This window comes from Leptospira meyeri, from assembly GCF_004368965.1.
Taxonomy (GTDB): domain Bacteria; phylum Spirochaetota; class Leptospiria; order Leptospirales; family Leptospiraceae; genus Leptospira_A; species Leptospira_A meyeri.
Genome location: NZ_SORO01000004.1, coordinates 81,529 through 107,033, shown reverse-complemented (window position 1 = coordinate 107,033; position 25,505 = coordinate 81,529). Strand labels below are relative to the sequence as shown.

Sequence of the window (25,505 nt, the reverse complement as noted above, 5' to 3'; positions counted from 1 at the left end):
TGTAGTAACCATCTTACAAATCATGTTTATTTTAGCGATTCCATGGTCAACTGATACGAATGGAACGGATGATCTGGGACAAAATAAAATTCAATAAATTTCTTTTGGAAAGAATCTAGAATAATTCTAATTCAATTTAAGTTTTTTTCTGCGAAAATATTTCACTATTTCATTATAAATAACCATAACAACCGTTCCATGAAATGCAAAAAGATATACATGCAAAGGAATTGGAGCAAAATAATAAACAGAACTTAGGTTTGTATAAAAGAATATTCCACATAAAAAGAAGGAAAACAAAATCCCAACCCAAATGATTCGATTTGAGAAAAGGTTCATTTGAAAAATGGATTCCGTTCTTGATCTTTTACAAAGAACATTTGCAATTTGAACTGTGATCGTTGGAAAAAAGAATGCAGTTAAAGATTGAAGGTATAGAGGACTTGCATTCGCCATATTCAAACCTTCAGGAGAAAGAGGTAAAATGCCATTACACTCTGAATAAACAAAATAAAAATACGTCGCGATACATGATAAAAACAAAATCATTCCTTCTACGAGATAAGACCTAAGGATAAATCGAATCGAAATCAACTTTTCATTTCGATTCCTGGGAGGCCGGTACATAATTCCTTTTTCTGGTGGTTCTGCTCCAAGACCCATTGCTGGAATTAAATCGGTTCCTACATCAACAGCAAGAACACCCATAACAGTCATTAAAAGTGGAAATCCCGGAATCAGCGCCCAAAGTAAAAATGGGATGAGTTCTTGTGGATTTGAGTTCAAAACGTACGCTGAAAACTTGCGGATGTTATCAAAGACTCCTCTGCCCTCTTCGATGGCATCTGCAATCGTTGCGAAATCATCATCAACGATAATCATCCTTGCTGCCTCTTTTGCTACTTCGGTCCCTCTTTTTCCCATCGCAATTCCAATGTCCGCTTTTTTCAGGGCGGGACCATCGTTTACCCCGTCTCCAGTGACAGCTACAATTTCACCTAAGTCTTGTAACATTGTCACAATTCTTAATTTCTGGGATGGGGAAACTCGCGCAAATATAGGCTCTCCTTTGCGGATCCACTCTTTTAAGGCAAGGTCATTCATTTTATCCAATTGTACGCCTGTGATGACAATTGGAGTTTCCCCTCCAATTCCAATGGATTTGCCTACCGATTCAGCAGTTAGAGGATGGTCGCCGGTAATCATCAGAATCCGAATTCCAGCAGTATGACATTTTGAAATGGCATCTGGTACTTTTGGTCGAATTGGATCTGCAAGGCAACAATGTCCCAAATATACCATAGAGGATTCAACTGAACTCAAAGTAGTGGGAGAAAGATCACCTTCTAACAATTTATAGGCAAATGAAAGAATCCGATACCCTTTGCCCGCAGAAACATCAGAAGCATTCTTTAATTTTTGCTTTTTTTCTTCATCCAATGGAACAACAGAACCATTTTCATAGACATGAGTACAAACCGAGAGAATTTCAACTGGGCCACCCTTTGCATATGCAATCGTAAACTGATCTCCTTTGATGACAACGCTCATTCTTTTTCTCACAGATTCAAAGGCATTCGTGTGAATTCTTTTTCCATTTACATTTGTGATTCGACCTTGAGATAAATATAATAATGCAAGCTCTGTTGGGTCACCCATTGGCTTAGGATCTAAAACTGCATTATTGCAATAATAACCGCAACTTAGAAAAATTTGATTCCCTTCCTTTGACTCTAATTCTTGGGGTGCGTAAGTTTTTGAATCAAAGTATACTTCGATCACTCGCATTTGATTTTGGGTTAGGGTTCCTGTTTTATCGGAACAAATCACAGTTGTACAACCTAAGGTTTCTACACTAGACAAGTCTTTTAAAATGGCATTTTTTTTAGCCATCCGTGAAACACCTAATGCGAGAGAAAGTGTGACAGTTGGCAATAAACCTTCTGGAACATTGGCAACAAAAATTCCGATAAAAAAAATAAATGCCTGAACAAAACTAAGTCCAGCGACCATATAACCTAAAATTAGAAACACAATACCTATTACAAAGGCAAAAAGTGAAATAGAAATTACTGTTTGTTTCAGTTGTTTTTGTAACGGGCTCTCTTCTCTTTTTATTTTCGAAGTGATGCGTGCAATTTGTCCAATTTCTGTTGATTGTCCCGTTCCAAAAACGAGTGCTTTTGATTTCCCTTTAATCAGAGAACTCCCTGCAAAAAGAATATTGGGCATTTCCAACCAGAGAAACTTTCCTTCTAAAACAATTTCGTTATCTGATTTATAACGTCTTGCCGAAGTAGATTCACCTGTTAAAGATGAATTGTCAACTTCCACATCTTCTGATTCAATGATACGACAATCTGCAGGAACAATGTCTCCTTCAGAAAGAACGATCAAATCACCAGGAACAATCTCGTCTGCAGGAACTGTTGTTGTTTCCCCATCTCGAACGACTGGACATTCTTGAGCTAATAACTTGCGTAAGGCTTCTACTGCATGATCCGATTTAGATTCCTGAAAGAAGGAAAAAATCCCATTAATGACGACAACAATAAAAATTGCGACACCCAATTCAGGCATGTCTACACCAGGCACAAAACAAAGAGCAGTTGCAACCCAAAGCAAAATTGCAAATAAACTAAAAAAACTTTTTAAAAATTTCCAAATGATTGGTGTCGATTTTTCATTCTCTATTGCATTTTTTCCGAATGTTTTTAACCGAATTTTTGCCTCTGAATGGCTAAGCCCGTTTTGTAAATTTGTCTGTAGCTCAAATTCGATCTGTGATTGGTTTAAATTTTTATAACTTGGCTTCATCTCCGATTCGCCACGTTGCACTACTGTTAATACCTCTGACTCTGTATTACAATTCAATAATTCATCAAAAATCTGTGGCAAAAGCGAAGATAAACCATGCAACAATCGTAGATGGAGAGATGGTTGTGTTTCTGGGATCATTTGAAACAAAACCAATTGAACTGAACGTTCACCTAAATAAATTCCTCCGGGGATTAAAAACAAAAAAACTTCAGGAGTTTTGATATGTATGGAGCGAAAATGTGGAATGAGAATATGGGGGCCAAGACTACCGAACAGACTGTTCGGCATTGTGTCTAATCGATTTTGTAGATCTTCCTTTATAGGGTCGTTTTCAACTTTTCTTAATAACTCCTGGCATATATCGTCCCAATTTTTTGCCTTGGGAAGAATGTGAATCGAATTAACATTTAGATACTCGAGAAGCATACTCCAATCAAACAAAACCTAAATGGAGATTCTATCACAATATCAAAACCTCTGACAAATATTCAGATTATTGAAAAATTTCTTTGGTAGCCTTTGGATAACGGGACTGAATCCCATCCCACCAAACATCCGTACTAAATGCTCCTGATTCAGAAATCTGCCACTTCCCATTTACTTTTTTGAATAATGCTTCTACATGGCAACAATCATAGGGGATATCTTCCGATAAGTAAATTTCTTTTCCATCTTTCCGTTTGGCCGTTCCACGAAACCAAGCATAATCTCCAGAAATTTTAAAATGTTCTACAATAAAAACAAACTCCTGTTTAAACTCATTGGAGAGATTTGCCCGCAATAAATCTAATAAATAGGTCCGTTCTTTTTCGTTAGATTTTGTTTTAGTTTTATAATCGAGTACGGGTGGTTCAGCAAAAACTCCCAGTGTTAGAAATAGAATCATTCCTAAAGCATAAAATAATTGTTTCAAATCTGTATTCTCCTATTACCTTACCTTTGCATTTTGAATCATTTTAAAAAATAAGGAAGGGTATACTGTCTGTAAAAACAATCCAAATTTTTCCTTAATGCCTGCAATGACAACTTCACGCTGTTTATTTGCAACTGCATGTAGAATTCTATGTGCGCATAACTGAACTGGTAAACCAGCCGCAATCACAGAATCCATCGTGCCTGTGGAAGATCCGTCACCTTTGAGTGCATTCTTTGAAATATTGGTTTGGATAAAACCTGGGTATACCATAGTCACAAAAATTCCCGATTTTTCTTCCTCTGATCGTAAAGAATGAAAAAAGCCAACTAATGCGAATTTGGAGGCAGAATAAGCAGATCGAAGTGGACTACCAATTTTCCCAGCAACACTTGAGATCACGGCAAAGTGAACATCTTTTTTCCCCAATATTTGTGGGATCATCGCACGAGTCATTTCCGCAGCCCCATAAAAGTTAGTGTTCATAATCTTTTCTAAAGTAATTAAATTTGTTTCTTTTGTTAAAGATCTTTGGCTGATCCCACCATTATGAATCACTACTTTCGGAATCCCATACTTTTGCAAACAACGTTTGGCAAAACCTGCGGTAGATTGATAATCTTCTAAATCTAATTTTTCCACAGCGTAACGACCTTTCTCTAAATGAAGTTCTTTTGCTAGTGCTTCTAGATCCTTTGTTTTACGGGAAGCGAGGAGGACCTTTGCTTTCTGTTGGTAGGCTTGGGAAACTAGTTCTTTTCCAATTCCAGAGGAAGCTCCCGTAATCCAAACCCATTCATCTCGGTAAAATTCGCTCATACGTTCCCTCTTATATCCCTGTTCTTTTTTCCTAAAATTTCCATTAGATACGGATTTCCCACAACTTGTTTTTCGAAAGGATTGGGATTTCGAACGGAAGAAATATTTCTAAACATTTGTCTATTTTCTTATCCGTACAACCAGAACGGGTCCTGACAATTTGAATTGACATGGGAAAAATGATATGTACCAGTAAAAGAGTCAGTCAATAAATTGCATGCAAGCCAGGTGTCCGTTTTCGAAAGCCTGTCCCTAATAGAAGGATCTTATGACAGTTCGTTCTCATTTCATTTCACGTGTTTTATTCGTAACGGTTTTCTTCGCCTTTGGCTTCCAATGTAAGATGCCTGAATTAAACAATCCGGGCGATCCACTTTCTGACGAGTTTGCGAAGCAGTCAGTTTTTGCGGAATTTGTTCGGTACTTCCTGATTGAAAAGGTATTACCCGATGCACTGGCTGTAGTTTTAAAAAAAAGCACCATACCTTACGAAGCAGGAATACGAGTCTATCGTGTGGATAGCGAAATTGGAGTCATTGATGATTACGTCAGCGATGTACGGGCATCAAGTTCTTCCGCTTTCCCTGGATGTAGCCCGTACCGGATCGGAGTGCCTCCAAGTTCTCGGGATATTGTTACGTTTACAGATTATCCGAGTAACCGAATCGTGGTTCACCGGTATGGCACAGATCGGAGTATCAGCCTTCTCGAAGACCAACCTGCAATCGGGACTCCCCGTGTAATGGGTTTTAGTTCCGATGGAACAACAGTGTATCAAATCAATTCAGCATCTAACCCAACATCTAACAGTCGTTGGAGCCGTAATCCGATCACTGGATCATTATCAACAAATAACGTAGGAAGTTACCCGTATTCTGTTGGCTGTAACCCAGTGGCAGTAAGAGCAAGTGATAATGATGACTTAATTTTTTCGTTGTCGACTTCGATTGCTCCATTTGGAATCAATGTACACAAAAAAACAGGTCCAGATAGCGTTACATTAGTAGGCGGAACACCTGTTACACTACCAGATAATCCTGCCTTTTTCGAAAACTTATGCATCGTCGAATCAAAACGGTTGTTATATGGTACATCAGTAAATTCAACATATCCAATTTATGGGTACAGGTATGATAATTCTGGAATATTGACTTTATTGCCAGGTTCGCCGTTTTCACCCGATCCTTCGTTTTCCGCACATATACCAAATTTGAACTCCTCCACAAGTTTAGCTGTGGATCCAACGGGAAATTATGCTGCGTTTCTATACCAAACAGGTGCGACATATAATATTCGTTTACTCCAAATTGATCCTTCATCTGGAAACCTAATCCAAACGAATCAGAAATTTACAGCGGGAAATGGACCAAATGCTCTACAATGGGATAAAAGTGGAAAATTTGTCTATTTTACTTCGGACACAGGTGGAACGACAAACAATTACCAAATTGAATACTTTAAGTTATCCCCTGACGGAACACTAAGTAAAGGTCAAAATTCCCCTGTGACCATTAGCCCTATGGCAAATGGATATGCACCACAAGATATAAAACCAATCCAACGTTATTACCATTAAGAAAAAAAACTTTTTCTAGCTGTGACAACGTTTCGCTATGCAATCCTCTTAGGAATCATTCTTTACGGAATCCTTCTTTTTGCCTATACAGGTATACCTGATGCTGATATATTTTATCATTTTGCAGTCGCAAAACTCTATTTAAAGGAAGGTTTTGTTTCCAAACTTCCATGGCCAGAAATTGGAATCCAATCCAGAGAATTCACCGATTATCATTTCCTCTTTCATCTAATACAAATTCCATTTCTTTTTTTGCCAATTGAGGAAACAATCGCAATCAAACTATTTATCTTAGTTTCAATTGGGAATTTATTATACCAAATCACAAAGTATATAGAATCAGAATCACCTAACCTATCTCCTTACCTTATTGTTATTTTTTTTATTCTAGGTTCTGTTTTGTTTACAGGCAGAATGTTATTCGGGAGAGGGAATTTATTATTCTTTACGCTTTATTTCCTAATATTAAGAATTTGGAATATAAAATATACGAAGTGGATTTTTTTTCTTTCCTTTTTATCGGTTTGGTCTTATAGCGGATTTCCTTTTTTATTTTTTACTGGATTATTTATAATCTGCTTAGAAAATAACAAAGAACAAACAAAAATATTTTTGACCTCTGTTTTGGGAATGGTTTTTGGCTTAGTTCTCCATCCATCTTTTCCTTTTCAATTCAAAGGATATTTCATCGAACTTGTGATCCAATCCATTCCACCACCAGGAGTGGAAGCTATTGCGGAATGGTTACCCCCAACGAGAGAAATCCTCATTTTAGGTTTTTTACCTATATTACCAATATTGTTTTTGGTCTTTAGGGAAAAAATAAATAACGTATTTCATCCAAAAAGTTTAGTATTTTTATTTTTAGGAATCCTTAGTTTGATATTTGCCGGAGCCTCCATGAGGGTTTTTGAAATGAGTTGGCTCATGTTCTTTATATTCATTTTTTTGAATATAAGAATCTCGAATAAATTTCAACTCCTCATAGGGATAACACTTTTTATCATCCAGTTCCCAGTTGCATATGAAAAAATGGGACAGCAGTTTCGATCTTCAGAAACAAAATATGGATATATAGTCACCGAGTGGATTCGATTTAATATCCCGAAAGGGGAAAAAATTTTCCTTTCATGGGCCGACTATCCGTACTTTACTTTTAGAGTTCCCGAATACAAATTTTTATTTGGTCTCAACCCTTTGTATGCCTGGTCATACAACCAAGACCAATACTTTACACAAAAAGCTTTTTTTGAAGGAAATGTCCAAGGGTTCCAACATATCCCCAAGATCATGAACTATAGTACCGTTGTGATCAATAAACATTATTATAGTTACTCTAGCTCCGAATTCAAAAGGTTATCCACTGATTATCGACTGGTTTTTGAGAATGAAAAATACGATATCTTCGTCAAGATCCCAACAAACATAAGTAAAAAAGACAATACCATACCAATCAGGTAAACAACTCCTCCCGTAGAAGGTAATGCGGGAGTTTCGGCATTCTTTCTATCATTTGCCAAGATAAACTCTCTCCCAGTATCATCTAACAAAAGATCAAAGGCATTTGAACTTCTCCCTTTAAAAAAAGACTGTGTTTCGAATTGGTTTCTATTCGTTTCTGAACTAATTGGAATCTGATTCAAAAAAAGAGATAAAGCTTTCGTAGTCTGATGATTTTCTGGAGGTAAAAGTGCAGATTCTTGTAATACAATTGATGGAATCATTTTGTTTTTTAAACTTTCCAGAAAAGAATCTTCACCAAATCCTTTTTCCTTACTCATCACAACCACTGCAGAAAAGAAAGGTACAAGTAAATCCATTTGTTCTAGTTGTTTTCGATTGATCCTAATGATTTTTGTTCTATAACCAGCATTGGTTAGATGCATTTGTAAAAAATTACTGGTTTTGAGAAAATCTCTATATCCATAATCAAAATTTGAATTGAAAAGATCAGAATGAATGAGAGCGAGCGGTTTAATTTGTTTTTGAATTGTACTTGGTAAAATTTTTACAATAGAAAATGGGGATTCCGTAGCGACTAATTGTATACGATCTTTATGCAGATCCAAATAATCATGGTATTCTGGCGTAAATCCAACCAAATGAGTCACTCCAGAACGAAGTAAAAAATCTAAATAATATCCTGAGTCTTTCCCTTTACTTCGCAGAGATATAAGAGTGTCTCTCCAATCCAAATCCGTTCCCCAACGAAAACAATGTCCAAAACCAAATTCTTGCCAATTAAAGACTAGTGTGGAATAATAAGAAGACTCTACTGTTAAACCAAGATTGTTTCGAACTCCTGCATTGTATAAAAGTGGTAACCAAAAATGAGGAGTCCCAAACATTAACTTCGATTTAACAATTTCTGGTTGGACCAATGCCTCTTTGGGTAAGGATTTTAATTTTTCTGTCAGATTATCATATAATTCTAGTTCTTCGGCACTTCTTGCTTTTGCCCAAAGTGGAGAAGAGTATTTTTGATATTTAGTCAGATCAAAATTTAAAAACAAAAAAAACTGAACGATGACTACAAAATAAATTAAAGGAAACAAAGGAAGTTTCCCGGTTCTTTTCCCAGTAATGGAGCGAATGCCAAATGGAAACAGAATCGAAAAGGCAATAAAGAAACAATCGAAAGCGCGGTAATTATGGATTTTAAAATTCGGTAGGATGTAACCTAGCGAATAATCTAATGACAACCAAAAGAAAACGAGTGCAATCGTAGTGATTAGTTTACTTCGCGGCGAATTATGAAATTTTCTAAAATTAAATAAGAAAAGAACCAAGGCAACCATGGACAACCATCTGCCTGAGCTAAACAAACCAACGACGTACGCCAATGTTAAATTTTCTCCTCTAGCAGATGCCGCTAACGCAGAATCAAATACATCCTTCCCTAAAATAGAAAGCAACGGAGGGTATGCAAATCCATAAAAGACACCACTAGTGAATTCGGAGAATTTAAAATAATTATAAACAACAGGCAGGATTAAAGAAAAAATAATGAATCCAACGATAGAAAACTGTTTTATATTCCTTATAACAAAGAACCGATATTCAAAAAAATATAAAACTAAAACCAAACAATAAAAAACGGAACTCAGTAAATGCGAATAAAAAATAATAGACGTTAATCCGGAAAAAAGTACCAAATCAACAGACTTTAAACTTTTTCTATAGCGATCCAATGATACTAGCCCAAAAAGAATTAATGAATGAGAAAAACTAGATATCACTGTCCCTTCAACTATACCTACCAAACTTGTCCCCTGTAATCCCTCTCCCGCATAACTAAAGTAAAACAAAACAGAAGAAAATCCCAATAAAACACGAATGTATCTTGGATAGAGAGACCATAAAAAATATTTTCCAAATAAATAAATGGAATAAAATAAACTTATGATCGTTAGAAATATCGATATAGAAAAAGCAGACTCGATACTTGTCGAAAAGATAAAATGAATTTGATAAACTAAAAAATAATAGAACGGAGGATAAAAATAAAAGATAGGAAAGCCGCCAAACCAAACATCAGACCAACCAGTTGCCGTGCCTGATTGAATTTGTTTTGCAAACTCTTTAGCTAAAACAATATGGCCCGGGGTATCCCATCCGCTCAAAGTCTCTCCAGAAAACAAATACCAAAATTTTAATGGAAGTGATAGTAAAATGAAAAAGCCAAGTCCATAAGCCAAATATCTGGCCCATACAACTCGGCGAAAAGGAAGTCGATCCATTACAAAAAAATAATGGATCTGATTTGTTTGGCAATCTTATATTCTGCCTTCACCTATTCTAAAGTTTGGACACTCTATACGGTATTGATTTTTTTTACCATCTGCACTGAGATACATTCCTTCGTGAACCAATCGGTATTCACCAGATTTGGTTTCAGCACCTGTTTCCCAAATTAATTCTAAACTTTCTTCACTTTTGCCCCAAAGGCCTCGTTTTTGATAAATAAATTTAGTATCAAAATCTGCATCAGACCGAATCGGTTTCCAATTACCTCCATCTAGAGCTTCAACCCAAAGATAAGAAAAAACTTTTGGATAACCAACATTGGGATGTGCAGAAGCCACTCGACAAGAGATGACTTCTCCTTTTTTATATGTCTCCGCATTAGGTTGAATGATATTTTGAGGTTTATTTGAAATCACGTCAGCAGAAGGAATTTTCAAAGGATGAATTCGATCGGACAAATCCAAAGGCATAACAGTAGTCGTAGGAACGGGTGAACCACTTTTTAACTCCAATGACATTTTATGAAACTCTTGCCTTAAGGCGTTTAAACTTTGTGGTCCGTGTAAGGTATGACCACCTTCATAATTTTGCGTAGAATATTCTTCCGGTGTTGTGATGTATCCAGAAAAATCGTTAGTTAGCCCAGACAATACAATTTCTGAAGATTGATCTTTTAATATAGACTGAACTTCTTTTTTTAATCTTCGACTCGACATTGTTGTGACTTCATGTGGCAAAACAAGAATCGTTAAATTTCCAACAACTGCGAGGCCATAAGGTAAAATTTGCGGAAGACTCGGAATAGGTTTTGTCTCTCCCATAGGGAATAGGACTGCTTTCGGATTTTGGCATTCTCTTAACTCTTGAGACGGAGACTGCAACATAAACTTTGCAATCCAATCAATATAAAATCTACGATTTTGGTTTGTCATACCTTCGTGGAACAACCAATGACCTCCTCCTTCTTCCGTAGAACCAGCAGCAAATGAATATCCATATGCAGAAGGACATGTGGTTTCTGTTTTACCTGTTCCAGAAAATTCACTACTGACAGGGTGTTTACTCATATCAATAAATCGTTGTGTAAAAGAAATTCCACCTGACAACCGTTTGCGTTCTGATTTTAAGATCTCTTGACTAGCTAAAAATTGTCTTTTGCCGATGATAAAACTACTGTCATACATGTCCTTTCCTGGACCGGTGTTGTTTAAATTAAGATTGGGAGAGACATCGCCTTCGTTTGCTTGAGCAAAAATCGCAACAAAATCGTTTAAACCTTGTTTTTTGGCTTCTGACTCTGCAAGTAAAGATGCAATCCCCTTATTATCTGAAGAAATAAGACGATTGTCAAAAGTAATATTAGTTGGATGTACGCCATACCAATTGACAAAACCAATTGGAACTCCAGATATAGATACTGTTAGTTGGAGCATTTCCCGATCAATGTTGTCCGAGTAGGTTTTTCTTTCTAATTCTGGGTTGGCAAGATATGCCGAAAGACTCCGATTGACCCCTGCTTCCTTCACCATGGCCTTTCCGACGATCAATTCAGCAGGTTTTAATTTTTGATAAGCTTCTTTAATTGATTCAAAAATTCCATCTCTAAGAACCGCATAAGATTCTGAATAGAATTCTTTTGAATAAAAAGAAACTTCGGAATAATGAAAATGTCCCGCAGGACCACTGTGTGTATGAGATGCATTGATTAACACATTGCCATAGTTAAATGATGGATCTAACTCTAGCTGAAGTCTTTTCACAACATCTCTTTGGATTTCGAAAGGTATTCCTCCCACCTCCGCAGTAACATAAGCCAAAAGTTTTTTGGAACTTTGGTCTCGAATGACAAGGGAACGAGCATACTGCCTTGTATGAATCCCAAGTCCAGTTTGGTCCTCTCTCGCATAACCCCAAAACATAACACCAACAGATGGACCTGTGATGTCTTTTTTTGCCATCGCGGCAGAATAGACTGGTTTCTCTTCAGAATGGAGAGAAAACGTGAAACAAAAGAGAACAATTAGTGAAATTCGAAACTGCATCTTTCAGATTGTAATGGCTTCGTTCGAAATGTCAATCCCGAACAATTGTCGACTAATTCTATATCCGAACCAAAGGAGAAGGAGTCATTTCCCAATAAACCCATCATTTTGACTAAAAAAAAGGCAAAAGGAAACCCAAAGGGAATGGTAAGTCACTGAAGAAAGTAAGGACGAATCCAAAGAAAGTCAAGAACCTGGAAAATACCGAACTTTAAAGGATTTACCTTTGTATCATTTACTCCAAACAAAATTAGGAAGATTTCGCATTTTGGCTTTTTTGGAAGGCCTTTCATTTCTCACGATTCTCTTTGTGACTATGCCTCTCAAATATCTGTATCAAAATCCAGAACCGAATAAGGTCGTTGGGCTCATCCACGGGTTATTATTTCTTTTGTATTTGGTGGAACTATTCCAAGTAAAAGTGGAGTTAGGTTGGAAGCTGAAAAAAACTTTTTTAGCGGCGCTTGCCTCCGTTCTTCCTTTTGGAACCTTTATAGCAGAACGTTATTTATACTTAAAAGATGATTCGGAAGAATCAAAATAAAAAAGATTAAGAAAATCCTGGTTTATATCAAAACACTGCTTGGTGCAAGTAGTCTCGATTGCAAAGTCTCACAGATTTAACAATCGGGACAAACGTATTGTATATGCAATCATTACGGAAAACGAAAACCTAAATACAGGAAGTAATCCTCCATTTTCTAGAGGGAATACGCAAATTTGCTAAAAGCAAATCGTAAAAAGAATGAGTACCAACCGGCTAATTTCCTATTGACAAGTTAATAAATTTCTTTCGTATGTGGTTATCGTCTAACAAGTGAAACGCCATATGAAAAAAAACCACCTAACTCCAATGTTTATTTCCATTCTGATTCTAACCCAATGTATATTATTGCCTGGGGAAGACAAAAAATCAGGAATGGAGTCTATTTTATTAGGTTTAGGTGGAGGTTCCTCAGGAAATTCGGCAAACTTAAAACCTGGTGCCACTATTGATTTGAATCAAAATGGAGTCTCCGATGGAATTCTCACAGATTCGAATGGGGATGGAGTAGCGGATGGGATTACCCTGAATGGAAATGATTTCCCTTCCATTATCTTGCTTGATACAAATGGTGACGGGGTGCCCGATGCAATTGATCAAAATGGAGATGGTGTTGCCGACTATTATATTTCCGTCAACGATTTAGGGATCATTACAATTACAACTGGTCCTAATGGTTCTGGCACCACAGTCGTATTAGTTGATGTTAATAAAGATGGAATCCCAGATGGATTTGACACAGATGGCGATGGAACTGCCAATGATACCACGATTGGTCAAGTATTAACTGATAATGTTTCACCGACATTAAATCTGTCTCCTAGTTCAGCTACCTCCTCCTCCAACATTAACGTCAATATCCAGTGCCAAGATTCTATCGCTCCAGGTTCTATTCTTTACACGATCGATGGCAGTACTCCGTCTTTTTCACCTAAGGTTGGTATAACGGTTAATCCACCGAGTCGATCGATTACTTTTTCTGGCGATGGAAATTACACATTAAAAGCTTTATGTAGAGACCTTGCTGGAAACTTATCAACGGTCACAACAGGAACATATACAATTGATTCAGCAGCTCCTTCGGTATCTGTATCCCTTTCAGCAAATTATATTAGCAATTCGGCAGGAGCCATCACCAACTCAACTGCCACTTGGACTTCTAATAAAACAGGGACTTACAGTATTAGAGAAGGATCATCCTCTTGTAACAACGGAACGGAAGTTGACAATGGATCAGTCACGGCGAGTGTAAATAAAACTTTCACAAGAAATGCAGGGTCTCATTTTACTTCGGAAGGAAATAAAGAATATAGAATTTGTGTTACTGCCTTGGGACTCACAGGGTCTCAAACATTTCAGATCACACGAGATGATACAGCACCAGTCGTGACACCCACTCCTGGCCAGGGAGATTTTTCCACTACGACATCTGTTACTTTCGCTTGTTCCGATACGGGTGGATCTGGTTGTACAAAAATTGCTTATGCATTACAATCAGGTTCTGCACCACCAAATCCAGTCATCAACGGATCCACAGGAAATATCACTTCTGGAACAGAATACACCGCAGCCATTTCACTTTCCGATGCCAATTCCAATTATTTAAAGTACATTGCTAGGGATTCTGCTGGAAATGTAAGTGCTGTCACTACAGGGCTCTACAAAGTCGATACAACTGTTGCCAACATTACCATCAACTCCCATCCTACTTATTTAGATGGAACGGAAACGGTTTCAATTTCTTGGCAAAGTTCCAAAGCAGGCACTTACCAATTGCGAGTCGGTGGCTCAAGTTGTTCAACTGGCACAACGTTGTCCAATGGATCTGGTAATCTCAGCGTCACAGGAAACGTTTCGGCTGGTGGACCAGACACCACTTCCACCATTACAAATAACAATTTTTCTGTCGGATCAAATACAATTCGAATCTGCGTTGCAAACCTTGTTTCTAATTATGGATCCAATTCCTTCTCACTTACCAAGGATACTACGGCACCAAACGTAAGTATCACTTCTCCCACAACGGGTGGACCACATCCCAGTGGAACGACTGTTAACTTAAGTTGTAGTGATACTGGCGGAACAGGTTGCAAAAAAACTGCATATTCAACCTCAGGAACCGACCCTTCTTTTAGTGGTGGATCGGCATGTACGATTTCTAGTGGCACGGAATATACAACAGCAGCAACTTTACCAAATGGAAGTTATACGATAAAGGCTAGAAGTTGTGACCAAGCGGGAAATAATTCTACAGTTTCAAGTTTAGCTGTGTCCGTCGGCCCCCCTTCGACACCGACAATCTCTTCTGCAACCGTAGGCAACACTCAAATCTCCATCGCCTTTTCGACAGTAGCGGGAGCCACTAGTTACAAAGTTTATTATGGAACTTCGGCTGGGGTCACGACAAGTAATGCATCGGTTTCCGGTACATCCTCTCCCATTGTTGTGACTGGACTCACCAACGATACTGTTTATTACTTTCGGTTGGTCGCAATTCATGCAGGAGGAGAAAGTTCTCTCAGCACCGAAGTAAACAAAACACCGACGAATTTACCGATCGTACACTACTGCGTTTTACAATGGCCAAATGGTCTCATCGCAAACGCTGGTGGAACCACTGATATCGTTTATGGTAGAGTTTATCATACAGGTATTTCTGATGTAGCAGGAGCTGATAACAGGGTTGCAGCAAGTGCAGGTTATGGTCCAAACAATACAAACCCGATCACCCACCCTCATTTATGGGTATTTACACCTGCAACGTATAACCTTCAGATTGGTAATGACGATGAATATTTCACGACCCTTACCGCTCCTTCCACACCAGGTACTTATCGATTTGTTTTTCGGTTTTCCATCGCTGGCATCACATCAACAACTTACTGTGATTTAGATGGAAATGGTTCCAATCCCGGACTTTCCTTTTCTGATGCCCAAATGGGAACCTTAACAGTCAATTAATCTTACCATACATTCCCCAAATCCCTGGAGAGTTCCTTGCGAATTCCTCTAGGGATTTTTCTATAGGACCATGAAAGCCTTACACCTCCTTGTCCTTTTGGTTATTTTTAATATTAGTTTGAAGGCCCAAACAACGAAGGTGACAAAAAAACAAAACCCGACCAAAAAGGAAGTCCTACCTGAGATAGAAAAAACTGTTCTCGAGCCCAAAGACCAGTATCAGATTCGACTCATAATGGAAAATGATGCTTTTGGAGCCTTTTCCGATCGTTATTATACAAATGGTTCTCGATTGGAATTTCATATGACTGCTGGTGAATCCAATCCCACTAGAAGAATATTAGGATACTGGAATGATTTATTTATTACTCCGTCTCAAACTACAAAACATCTGCAAGGATTTGCTTTAGGACAGGAGTTCTATACACCAACTAACATCACAAAGGCGGATGTATCTTATGGAGATAGACCTTATTCAAGTCGAGCCTACTTTAGTAATTCTTTAACGACTGCAACTGAAGACACAAGTATCACTACAGAATTAGAAGTGGGAATGATTGGGCCTTCTGTCGGTGGCAAGTCAGCCCAAATGAATTTTCACAACTTAATTGGTTCGCCAACACCACAAGGTTGGGATACACAAATTCCAAATTCCTATTCAGGTGCATTGCGAACTGATGTAAGAAAGTTTCATCATCGGTTTTTTGGTACACAATACAATTTGAATCTAGGGAATATCCAAACTGATGCATCATTTGGACTTATCTTTCGATTTGGGAACGTTGATAAAACCCCAGGACCAGGAAGTTCAGCTTTACAACCCGGTCCTCCCATTCTTCATGAAGATGGGAAAGGATATTGGTATTTCTATATAAACCCCGGTGGAACGTTTCAATTTTATAATGCCACAATCCAAGGACAAATAGGAACAGACAAAACTTATAAAGCTCAAAGTAGAGAATCCGCATTCAGCAATTGGGATAACTATTTAAATAATCCCACCCCGGAAACAGGCGAAAGAGAAATTCTATATAGGGCTCTTGCAGAAGATAATGGTAAAAATTCATTACAAAGATACATTTTGTTTAACGAATTTTTAGTAAAGGGAACAACAAACCCTTATGATGTTGGACTCAACTATTTGATTTTTAATAACATTTTTAACGGTGCAGAAGATATCGAAAGAGGGATGAGATTATTTTTGTTAAAAAATCTTTCGGACCAATGGGACCAAATACCAGATAACGCCCGTGCTTTGGCAATTTATTCTATCTTTAGACCGGATGGAGGGAAGCTGCCGCCAATCGTACGGCTATATTCCTATGAAATTTTGTCCCAATTTATTTTAGATCCAAAACAAAGAGAAATCTTATTGCAGCTGTTACGTGAAGAAATTGAGTATAGAGATGAAAAAACGTACGTAGCTGATTTAAAACGTGCAGTTGGTTTTGTCCGGGCTGGATTTGTGTCCGTATCCAATGCTGGTTTTTTATTTGGAATTCATTACAACTACCAAACAATCGACTTCCAAGCAGGAAAAGGTTTGCCCCAACAGCACCAATGGTTGGGATTTCAGTTGGGAAAAGTATTCTAAATTTTTTTGTAATTAGAATTGCTATCAAAGAAATTTGAACCAGTGTCAAAATTTTGATCGCCAAGACAGGTGTCTTTCGCTGACACTATGCGATCATGAACAATCATAATTTAGGTGGACGACTCTGGTCCGTACTCATTTTATTTGGTCTCGTCGGACAGATCGCTTGGTCCGTTGAGAATATGTATTTTAATCTTTTTATTTATAATACCATCGCGAAGAACACTTCTTCCGTCACTCTGATGGTTCAACTGAGTGGAATTGTTGCTACCTTCACAACCTTAATTGCAGGAATTTTAACTGATAAAGCAGGAAATCGAAAGTATTTTATCTCCTTTGGTTATCTTCTTTGGGGTCTACTCACACTATCTTTTGCATTCATCTCAAAAGAAAATACTGCCGACTGGTTTCATTTATCAGACACAAACCAAATAATAAGCCTTACCATCGCCATTGTGATTACTTTAGATTGTATAATGACAGCCTTTGGTTCCACTGCCAACGACGCTGCCTTTAATGCCTACGTTACCGATAACACGGAAAATGCAAGAAGTCTTGCAGAAGGGGTTCTATCAGCAATGCCATTGCTTGCAATGTTGATTGTTGCCGGTGGTTTTGGAATCATAGTAAATGCACTTGGTTATCCTGGACTCTTTGTTGCAGTAGGAACCATGATGTCGGTTTCCGGAATCATTGGAATTTGGTTAATCAAGGACAATCCTAATCTTAAAAAACAAAACACCAATTTTTTGTCTGACCTTGCGTACGGATTTAAACTGAATGTAATCAAAGAAAATCAAAGTTTATATTTATATTTTTTAGCCATGGGAATCTACGGAATTGCAAGCCAAGTGTACATGCCCTATCTTATCATTTATATGCAAGAGTATTTAAAATTTGATGCCATTCAATATTCTATTGTTCTTGCTGGAGTGATTCTTGGAGCAAGTATCATCACAGTTTTACTAGGAAAACAATTTGATGGAAAAAATAAAAACAAATTACTAATATACTTTTCGATAATTTATATTTTTGGGATGCTTTCTTTATATACAATGTCAAAAACCATTGATCTAAACTTAAAAACAGAAGTTATGTGGTTTACTGGACTAACAAGTCTTATTTTGATCACAGGATTTGTTCAGGTTTTGGCTCTTTTGGGAGCGCAGATTCGCGATTACACACCTCAAGAAAATACCGGAAAATTGCAAGGGATTAGGATGATCTTCTTTGTCCTAATTCCAATGTACATAGGTCCAATGATTGGCGAAACAATCAATGAAAGAACGAATCTTAGCTACATTGATCCAGTCAATGGTGCCACAGCGCATGTACCTGCTCCTGAAATCTTTTTAGTTGGCGCTATTTTCTGTTTATTAATATTCATTCCACTTTCTTTACTTTTCAAAGGTAACCATCCAAAATGAAAAAAATTTCTCACACAGAATACCCTCGCCCACAACTAGAACGAGATAGTTATATTAACTTAAATGGTGAATGGGATCTAACACATGTTAAATCTGATCGGAAATCCAAAATCGAATACAAAATCAATGTCCCCTTTTCACCGGAGTCAATCGCAAGTGGCATCGGAAATTTTATTCTTCAGCCAAATGAAGAATTAGTTTATAAAAGAAATTTTGAAATTCCTTCTGATTTTGTAAGAGATATCACATTACTCCACTTTGGTGCTGTAGATTATTCCTGTATTTGTTTTATCAATGGAAAAGAAGTAGGATCGCATAGAGGCGGGTTTTTACCATTCCAATTTGATGTTACCCAATGGATTCAAATTGGAAAAAACGAAATCCAACTCATCGTAACAGATCCAACAGACACTGGACACCAAGCAAGAGGGAAACAAAAACTTAAACGTGGTGGGATCTGGTATACGCCTCAATCGGGGATTTGGCAAACCGTTTGGTTAGAAAGTGTATCGAAAGATTATATAAAAGACATTAAGATCACACCCAATATTGATACAAAAACTGTCGAAATCAATGTAACAACAGACAGCACCAACACAATCATTCAAATTTTTGACGGAAATAAAATCATAGGAGAATCGTCTCTAAAAAATGCCAATATAGAAATTCCCAATATGGAACTTTGGTCACCAGAGAATCCAAAACTTTACGAAGTTTTAATTAAGTCATCTGGTGATACAGTAAAATCATATTTTGGAATGAGAAAATTTTCAATCGGCTTTGATGGAAAGTTCAAAAGATTATTTTTAAACAATAAACCATATTTCCATAATGGACTTTTAGACCAAGGCTATTGGTTTGAAGGACTTTTAACACCACCTAACGATGAGGAAATGATAAAAGAAATAAAATTGATGAAAGATATGGGCTTTAATATGTTAAGAAAACATATTAAAATTGAGCCATTACGTTGGTATTATCATTGTGATCGATTGGGAATCCTCGTTTGGCAGGATTTTGTTTGTGGTGGAGGTGCTTATGAAACTTGGAAGGTCGCTTACCTACCATTTATTGGCTGGAAAACTAAAGATACAAAATATAAATTCTTAAATAGAACCGATGAAGCAGGAAGAAAAGAGTTTATATCCGAAATAGACAAAACTGTTCACTTATTAAAAAATACAGTGAGTTTATCTGTTTGGGTATTGTTCAATGAAGGTTGGGGACAATTCGATAGCATACAGCTCACTGAAAAATTAAAAAAACTAGATGATACAAGAACTATCGACAGTGTCAGCGGATGGTATGACCAGGGCCAAGAAAGCAGTGATCTAAAAAGTTTACATTTATATTACCAAAAGCTAAAAGTTCCAAAAAATGAAAAAAGAGTGATAGTTCTCAGTGAATTTGGTGGATACTCATTAAAAACAGAAGGCCATGTATTCGATGAAAATAAACTCTTTGGATACAAAATCCTACCTGATAAACAAAGTTTAGAAAAAGAATATAAAAAATTAATTGAATCCGAACTCATCCCTTTGATCGACCAAGGATTAAGTGCAGCAATTTATACTCAAGTGAGCGATGTCGAAGAAGAAATAAACGGCATTGTCACATACGATAGAAAAGTGATTAAGTTTGATATTGATTTTATGAAAAATTTAAATGCAAAACTGGTCTACAAATAGGACAATCGAGTGAGTTTTCTGATAAACCATCCTCTTATAACTTTCCTCTTTATTGGTTTGATAGTTTTTATAATCTACTATTTTTGGGAAGTTGTAGAAACACCAGTTCTCAGATTTAGTGAATCAGATTTTTTACTACGTGTCATTGATCAATCGCCACACCTAACAAATAAATATTATCCGACTTTCTGGTGTTTTAACCAACACTTAATGTTATTTCTTTTAATGTTTCGCGAATATCGTACAAAAAAATTTGATTACGATCAATTGGAACAATTAAAAATGAAGGATGGAGGGATCACTGGTCTTGCTTGGTCAGGTTTAACGAAAAACACAAAAAAAGATAGGACTCCGATTATTGTGGTTTTCCATACGATTAGTGGGGATGAACAAGATGTTAAATCCACGGTTAAATACTTACGAGAACGATACAATTGGATTGTAGTGGTCTGCATTCGCAGAGGTCATGGGAACTTACCTCTCACAACACCTAAAATTAATACAATGGGTTCTACATCCGACCTAAAAGAACAATTATCTCATATCCAAAAAAGATTTCCTGACAACCCATTATTTGGTGTAGGTATTTCCGCTGGATCCGGGTTACTCGCTCGTTATTTAGGAGAAGCGGGTGCAAAAAGTCAATTTAAAGCTGCTGTTGCAGTCTCTCCGGCCTATGATATAGAAAAAGCATTTCATCGAGTTCATCCGGTTTATAGTAAAATAATGGGCCAAAGGTTAATTAACTATTTTTTAAAAACGCATTATGAAAGTTTATCAAAGCTAAAAGGAATTGAGGAATTATTAAAAATCAAAACTATTGGTGAGTTTCAAGATAAACTACATGCAGTTTCAGGGTTCAAAAATAAAGAAAAATACTATTACCATTCCAACCCTGTGTTAGTTGCAAAAAATATAAAAACTCCCTTGCTTGTCCTAAACTCGGCAGACGATCCTATTTGTGTGAATCAAAATGTCTTGGAAAATTTGCATTGGTTAGAAACTCTTCCAAATACTATCCACTTGCATACGAAACGCGGAAGTCATATTGCATATTTCGAAGGACTCAAAGCAAACTCTTGGTCAGATATTGTTATTGGTGAATATTTTGCAGCAGTTCTAAAAGCAGATACAATGAATCAAAAACCATCAAAAAAGAAGAAACGAACGTAAATTAGTCGGATTGCGATCGGTATTTTTGTGGCGAAAGACCAAATCGATTTTGAAAAAGTTTATGAAAGGATGATTTTGAATTAAATCCAGAAGCATAGATCACACTTAAGATTGTCATCTGTGGTTGTTCTAATAGAAGTCTTGCTGATTCCTGCAAACGGAATCCATTGACATAATTACGAAAGGTACAATTAAGTTTTGAGTTTAAAATTTCGGAAAGTTGGTGACTACTAATACCCAACCGTTTTGACAAAACTGCTAAACTAAGGTCTTCATTTAAAAACAACTTTTCCGAACTCATGAGTTCTTCTAGTTGCTGCAGAACTAGAGTGATATCAACTCCTTTGATTCGGCTTTCTTGATAACGAGCCAATCGGGTTTCTTTCTTAAAATTTGGAATGAGTTCTTTATGGTTAATTTTTAACAATAAAATATAAGCCAAAAGAAAAGTTAGCCCCGCACATGCAACAAGGAATATTTGCATAAAGAAAAGTTGTGCAATGACAAATAAAGTAACAACTAACAAAGAATATCCCATAAAATACAAAAAAGGTAAAAAAGAAGAACCTATTGTTTTATTGAAATCAGACTTCCAACGATATATACGAATCAAAATGGCAAGTGTGTATCCAAAAATAGATAAAACTCCCAAACACAAAAAGATTCCAACGGAGAAATGATCATATGAAATAGAATGATGGTCCGTAGAATCCAGAAATGGCAGAGAGGAAATTTTTGACCAAACTACAAAAAGATAAATAAAACCAAATAAACTAGGCAAAAAATGGTACCATCGGATTTTTTTAAACCCACCGCCACTCATATCTTCAAAAAAAATATAACTAAGAGGTCCAATGAGTAGGAGGCAAGGAATATGAATGCCATAAAAAAACGGTAATACATAAATCTGATTTGTTAATTCAAGATAAATATGAAATTGTAAAATGGTAAGCGAAATGAAAAGAAACGAAGGTGCATACCGATACAAAAAACGGTTTTCCATTGGAATTGACGTTACTATTTGATGATCTTCTAAAAACCGATTTTCTTTTATTTTAATCCAATGTGCGATTGCAAGCAAAGAGGAGACAACGGCTCCTGCAAATGGAATCAGATTCATTCCTCTATCAAGAATGTGTTTTTTTTTCTGTCTATTTTTTTAAGGGAAGTCTCTCCTTTTTTAGTCCGTCTGTATCCGCATGGACGACCGAAAGACAAAAGAATGTAATACTGATAAAATGAAATTAAAAAGCATCCCTTCAACAAATCACCTCGTAACACTAATTTTAATTCTGTTAACCTACTTGTTTTTTTGTTTACCATTTGGAATGGGACCATTTCATCTATTTAGCCAAACGCCGACAAAGAATAACTTAGAAAAATTTCCGGTAAAAAAAACTCATAAAAAACCAGTCGTAGCGATCATTGGCGAAAACCAATATACAGAACTGACCGATTTTCTCATTCCATTCGGAGTATTAAAACGAGCAGAAATCGCGGAAGTATCACTCATTGCACCTAACAAAGGACGTATGGATATGTTCCCAACACTTTCAATAGAAATTACTACCTCAATTGCAGACTTTGATAGATTATATCCCGAGGGTGCGGATATAGTGATTGTTCCAGCCATTCACAATTCGAATAATAAAATAATAATCCATTGGATTCAAAACCAGAACAAACTAGGTGCAACGATCGTTGGGATTTGTGATGGGGTTTGGACATTGGCCCATGCTGGATTGCTAAAAGATAAACATGCGACAGGACATTGGTATTCCTTACCCGACTTATCAAAAACATTCAAAGATACGATATGGACAAAAAATAAAAGATATCTACAAGACAAGGATGTCATTACTACAGCAGGTGTCACAGCATCCCTTCCCATTTCGTTAGCGATTGTTGAATCAATCGCAGGTTTCAGAAAAGCCAAAGACATAGCGAGTGAATTAGGAGTTTCCAATTGGGACTCAAGCCACAACAGTGATGTTTTTCATTTTGGGTGGGATGAGTATTCAACTGCGGCTAAGAACTTAATATTCATTTGGAATTACGAAACGATAGAAATTCCTATCTACCAAGGGATAGATGAAATTTCGGTTGCTCTTGTGGCAGATGCTTATTCTCGCACATACAAGTCCAAGGCAATGGTTGTGACAAGTCCCAATCAATCGATCGTAACAAAATCAGGAATCAGGTTCGTTTCTGATACCAACAATGAAGACCAAAACCAAGGTCAACTGAGTAAAAAAATTGCTAATGAAATCAAACCGGTCGATGAGCTTAAAAAAACGTTGTCAGAGATTGAAAATAGATATGGAACGAAAACATTGCGGTTTGTCACAAAACAGATTGAGTATCCAACGTTATAGTTTTTCAATTATGTCCCTTGTGAGAAACGAATCCTAGAAAACTAAAACCAAAATTGTTTTATTAGAGTTTTAGACTAGCATCTACTCTGTGGCATTGAAAATTGGAATTAGAAAAATTATGCATTCAAAACTTAAAACCTATTTCATCCTTTCTTTTTTGGCCTTCGGATTGCTTTTGCTTTTCACCTTGGCCATAGTTTTGCAGGTCCAAAATGCATTACCTAAAAACCTAACAATGGCCATTGGGATTGCTCTGACGATATTATTAATTTTCAGCTTTTTCTTTGGATTATCACTAAGTTCTTGGTTTGAAAAGATTTTTGGAAAATTAGAAATAGCTTTTAAAGACGTTGGACTTGGAAATTTACAAACCCGACTTGTTTTCAAAAAGAATGATTTACTTGCAGAATTCTATTCAAGCTTTCATAGAATGTTACAAGCACAAGAAGAACTTATTCAACATATTAAAACTTCCGCTGATACATTATCTTCCGACTCTCAAGAAATGAAACTTGTCACTCTTGACTTTGCATCCAACTTACAATCCCAATCAGCAGCGACAGAAGAGGTTTCAGCATCAATAGAAGAAATTTCTGGAGTTGCGGTGTCTATCTCAAATATAGCAGAAAATAATTCACAAAGTATGAGCAACTTAACTTCGGAGGTAGATCGGTTATCGTTAGCTATTGATAAAACGGGAGAACATGTCGAAGGCACTCTTGATTCAATTAAGAATATTATTGATCGTGCGGAAGCAGGAAAAAATACACTTCGAACAATGAATGAAGCTATGGACAATTTGTCCCAAAGTTCACTTGAAATTTCAAAAACAGTCGATGTCATCTCAAAAATCAGTGAACAAGTCAATATGCTTGCCCTTAATGCATCGATTGAAGCTGCGCGTGCTGGTGACGCAGGAAGAGGCTTTGCGGTTGTTGCCGAAGAAGTTTCAAAACTTGCAGAAAGAACTGCTAGCGCTGTCAAGGGAATCGACTCTCTGATGAAGAAAAATCAAAACGATGTTTCTTTAGGAAGAGAACGAATTGAAAAAACAACTATGGAAATCCAAGAGATTATTGGAAACATTGATTCTATCTCAGAAAAGATTACAGAAGTCCACTCTGCCGTGAATACACAGAAAGAACTAAAAAACAAACTTTTGTTAGAAGCTACTTTTGTTAAAGAGAGATCAGAAGAAATCAAAGAAGCAGTCACTGAACACAAAACAGCTACAAACGAAGTAATGGCATCTGTCTCCTCCATTAGCCAGTCATCCTTTAGCAATTCAGAAAGTAGCGACTTACTTGCTGAAAAAATTACTGCCATTGCCAATACAGCAAATAAACTAATTTCAATGGTTGATCTTTTTAAAACAAATGTAGCTTCCGATGAATCATCAATTTCCGAAAGGGATGAATCCACTCACAAGCTCCAATTCCGTTCTGATATCGGAAGTATTTATTATATAAAAGAAAAAGATCTATTAGAAGTTGTTTGGACACCAAATTTTAGCGAAGATAAATACATAGAGATTCTAAACGAAGCCCTGAATATTATACATAAATATAACATTCGCAAGTGGCTTGCCGACACAAGAAGGATGGGTCTTGTCACACGCTCTGCTCAAGAATGGGTGAATGTCAACTGGTTCCCTAAAGCAAGTAATTCGAGTCTAAGAAAAATGGCTGTTGTCGTTCCCAACTCGGCTTTAGCTGCCATTTCCATTGATGACCAAACTCTCAAAACAGGTAATGTTGAATTAAAATCCGTACCTAGTTTGGAATCAGGAATCACTTGGTTAAACGACTAAATATCGGATAATTTAC

Annotated in this window: 16 protein-coding genes; 10 read left to right on the top strand and 6 right to left on the bottom strand. The window is 36.8% G+C overall.

What is annotated here, in order from left to right:
- Positions 1 to 126 precede the first annotated feature (126 nt).
- From CLV96_RS18080 to CLV96_RS18070, 3 genes are all read right to left on the bottom strand, one after another.
- The gene (locus CLV96_RS18080) at positions 127 to 3,246 is read right to left on the bottom strand and encodes an HAD-IC family P-type ATPase (protein WP_040917108.1); all 3,120 of its coding nucleotides are present in this window, start codon (positions 3,244 to 3,246) and stop codon (positions 127 to 129) included.
- A gap of 67 nt (positions 3,247 to 3,313) precedes the next feature.
- The gene (locus CLV96_RS18075; RefSeq protein WP_004787413.1) at positions 3,314 to 3,733 is read right to left on the bottom strand and encodes a hypothetical protein; all 420 of its coding nucleotides are present in this window, start codon (positions 3,731 to 3,733) and stop codon (positions 3,314 to 3,316) included.
- 15 nt (positions 3,734 to 3,748) lie between these two features.
- Positions 3,749 to 4,552 carry an SDR family NAD(P)-dependent oxidoreductase gene (locus CLV96_RS18070; RefSeq protein ID WP_004784836.1) on the bottom strand — a complete coding sequence of 268 codons (804 nt, stop codon included), beginning with the start codon at positions 4,550 to 4,552 and terminating at the stop codon, positions 3,749 to 3,751.
- Positions 4,553 to 4,820: 268 nt separating this feature from the next.
- Here CLV96_RS18070 and CLV96_RS18065 point away from each other — a divergent pair, with 268 nt between their 5' ends.
- Both CLV96_RS18065 and CLV96_RS18060 read left to right on the top strand, forming a co-directional pair.
- Positions 4,821 to 6,128, top strand: a complete 1,308-nt coding sequence (locus CLV96_RS18065) for a lactonase family protein (RefSeq protein ID WP_004786898.1) — start codon at positions 4,821 to 4,823, stop codon at positions 6,126 to 6,128.
- A 21-nt stretch (positions 6,129 to 6,149) separates the two neighbouring features.
- Entirely contained in the window at positions 6,150 to 7,589 is a 1,440-nt protein-coding gene (locus CLV96_RS18060) for a hypothetical protein (protein ID WP_040917109.1), read from the top strand.
- Here CLV96_RS18060 and CLV96_RS18055 read toward each other — a convergent pair.
- A complete protein-coding gene (locus CLV96_RS18055) occupies positions 7,496 to 9,868 on the bottom strand; it encodes a hypothetical protein (RefSeq protein WP_004787513.1) in 2,373 nt (790 codons plus the stop codon). The genes CLV96_RS18060 and CLV96_RS18055 overlap by 94 nt on opposite strands.
- Positions 9,869 to 9,904: 36 nt before the next feature.
- The gene (locus CLV96_RS18050; protein WP_004786551.1) at positions 9,905 to 11,917 is read right to left on the bottom strand and encodes a neutral/alkaline non-lysosomal ceramidase N-terminal domain-containing protein; all 2,013 of its coding nucleotides are present in this window, start codon (positions 11,915 to 11,917) and stop codon (positions 9,905 to 9,907) included.
- Positions 11,918 to 12,143: 226 nt separating this feature from the next.
- On the opposite strand from CLV96_RS18050, the gene CLV96_RS18045 reads away from it, so the two are divergent.
- The 6 genes from CLV96_RS18045 (at position 12,144) to CLV96_RS18020 (ending at position 21,304) form a co-directional block, all read left to right on the top strand.
- Positions 12,144 to 12,461 (top strand): DUF3817 domain-containing protein, encoded by a 318-nt coding sequence (locus tag CLV96_RS18045; RefSeq protein WP_004784883.1) that lies wholly within the window; start codon positions 12,144 to 12,146, stop codon positions 12,459 to 12,461.
- A gap of 285 nt (positions 12,462 to 12,746) precedes the next feature.
- The gene (locus CLV96_RS18040; protein ID WP_004784231.1) at positions 12,747 to 15,422 is read left to right on the top strand and encodes a beta strand repeat-containing protein; all 2,676 of its coding nucleotides are present in this window, start codon (positions 12,747 to 12,749) and stop codon (positions 15,420 to 15,422) included.
- A 70-nt stretch (positions 15,423 to 15,492) separates the two neighbouring features.
- Positions 15,493 to 17,016, top strand: coding sequence for a lipid A deacylase LpxR family protein (locus CLV96_RS18035; protein ID WP_004785275.1), 1,524 nt, complete (start codon positions 15,493 to 15,495; stop codon positions 17,014 to 17,016).
- A 95-nt stretch (positions 17,017 to 17,111) separates the two neighbouring features.
- The gene (locus CLV96_RS18030; RefSeq protein ID WP_004786515.1) at positions 17,112 to 18,443 is read left to right on the top strand and encodes an MFS transporter; all 1,332 of its coding nucleotides are present in this window, start codon (positions 17,112 to 17,114) and stop codon (positions 18,441 to 18,443) included.
- Positions 18,440 to 20,131 (top strand): glycoside hydrolase family 2 protein, encoded by a 1,692-nt coding sequence (locus CLV96_RS18025; RefSeq protein WP_004784587.1) that lies wholly within the window; start codon positions 18,440 to 18,442, stop codon positions 20,129 to 20,131. Before CLV96_RS18030 ends, CLV96_RS18025 begins: the two co-directional genes overlap by 4 nt.
- Positions 20,132 to 20,140: 9 nt before the next feature.
- The gene (locus CLV96_RS18020; protein WP_081581536.1) at positions 20,141 to 21,304 is read left to right on the top strand and encodes a YheT family hydrolase; all 1,164 of its coding nucleotides are present in this window, start codon (positions 20,141 to 20,143) and stop codon (positions 21,302 to 21,304) included.
- Position 21,305: 1 nt separating this feature from the next.
- Here CLV96_RS18020 and CLV96_RS18015 read toward each other — a convergent pair whose 3' ends face one another.
- On the bottom strand, positions 21,306 to 22,424 hold the full coding sequence (locus CLV96_RS18015; protein ID WP_004786683.1) for an AraC family transcriptional regulator: 1,119 nt from the start codon (positions 22,422 to 22,424) through the stop codon (positions 21,306 to 21,308).
- Between the two features lie 118 nt (positions 22,425 to 22,542).
- On the opposite strand from CLV96_RS18015, the gene CLV96_RS18010 reads away from it, so the two are divergent.
- Together CLV96_RS18010 and CLV96_RS18005 are read left to right on the top strand one after the other, a co-directional pair.
- Positions 22,543 to 23,679, top strand: a complete 1,137-nt coding sequence (locus CLV96_RS18010; RefSeq protein ID WP_243836545.1) for a DJ-1/PfpI family protein — start codon at positions 22,543 to 22,545, stop codon at positions 23,677 to 23,679.
- A 118-nt stretch (positions 23,680 to 23,797) separates the two neighbouring features.
- The gene (locus tag CLV96_RS18005; RefSeq protein WP_004786811.1) at positions 23,798 to 25,489 is read left to right on the top strand and encodes a methyl-accepting chemotaxis protein; all 1,692 of its coding nucleotides are present in this window, start codon (positions 23,798 to 23,800) and stop codon (positions 25,487 to 25,489) included.
- The last annotated feature ends 16 nt before the right edge of the window (positions 25,490 to 25,505 follow it).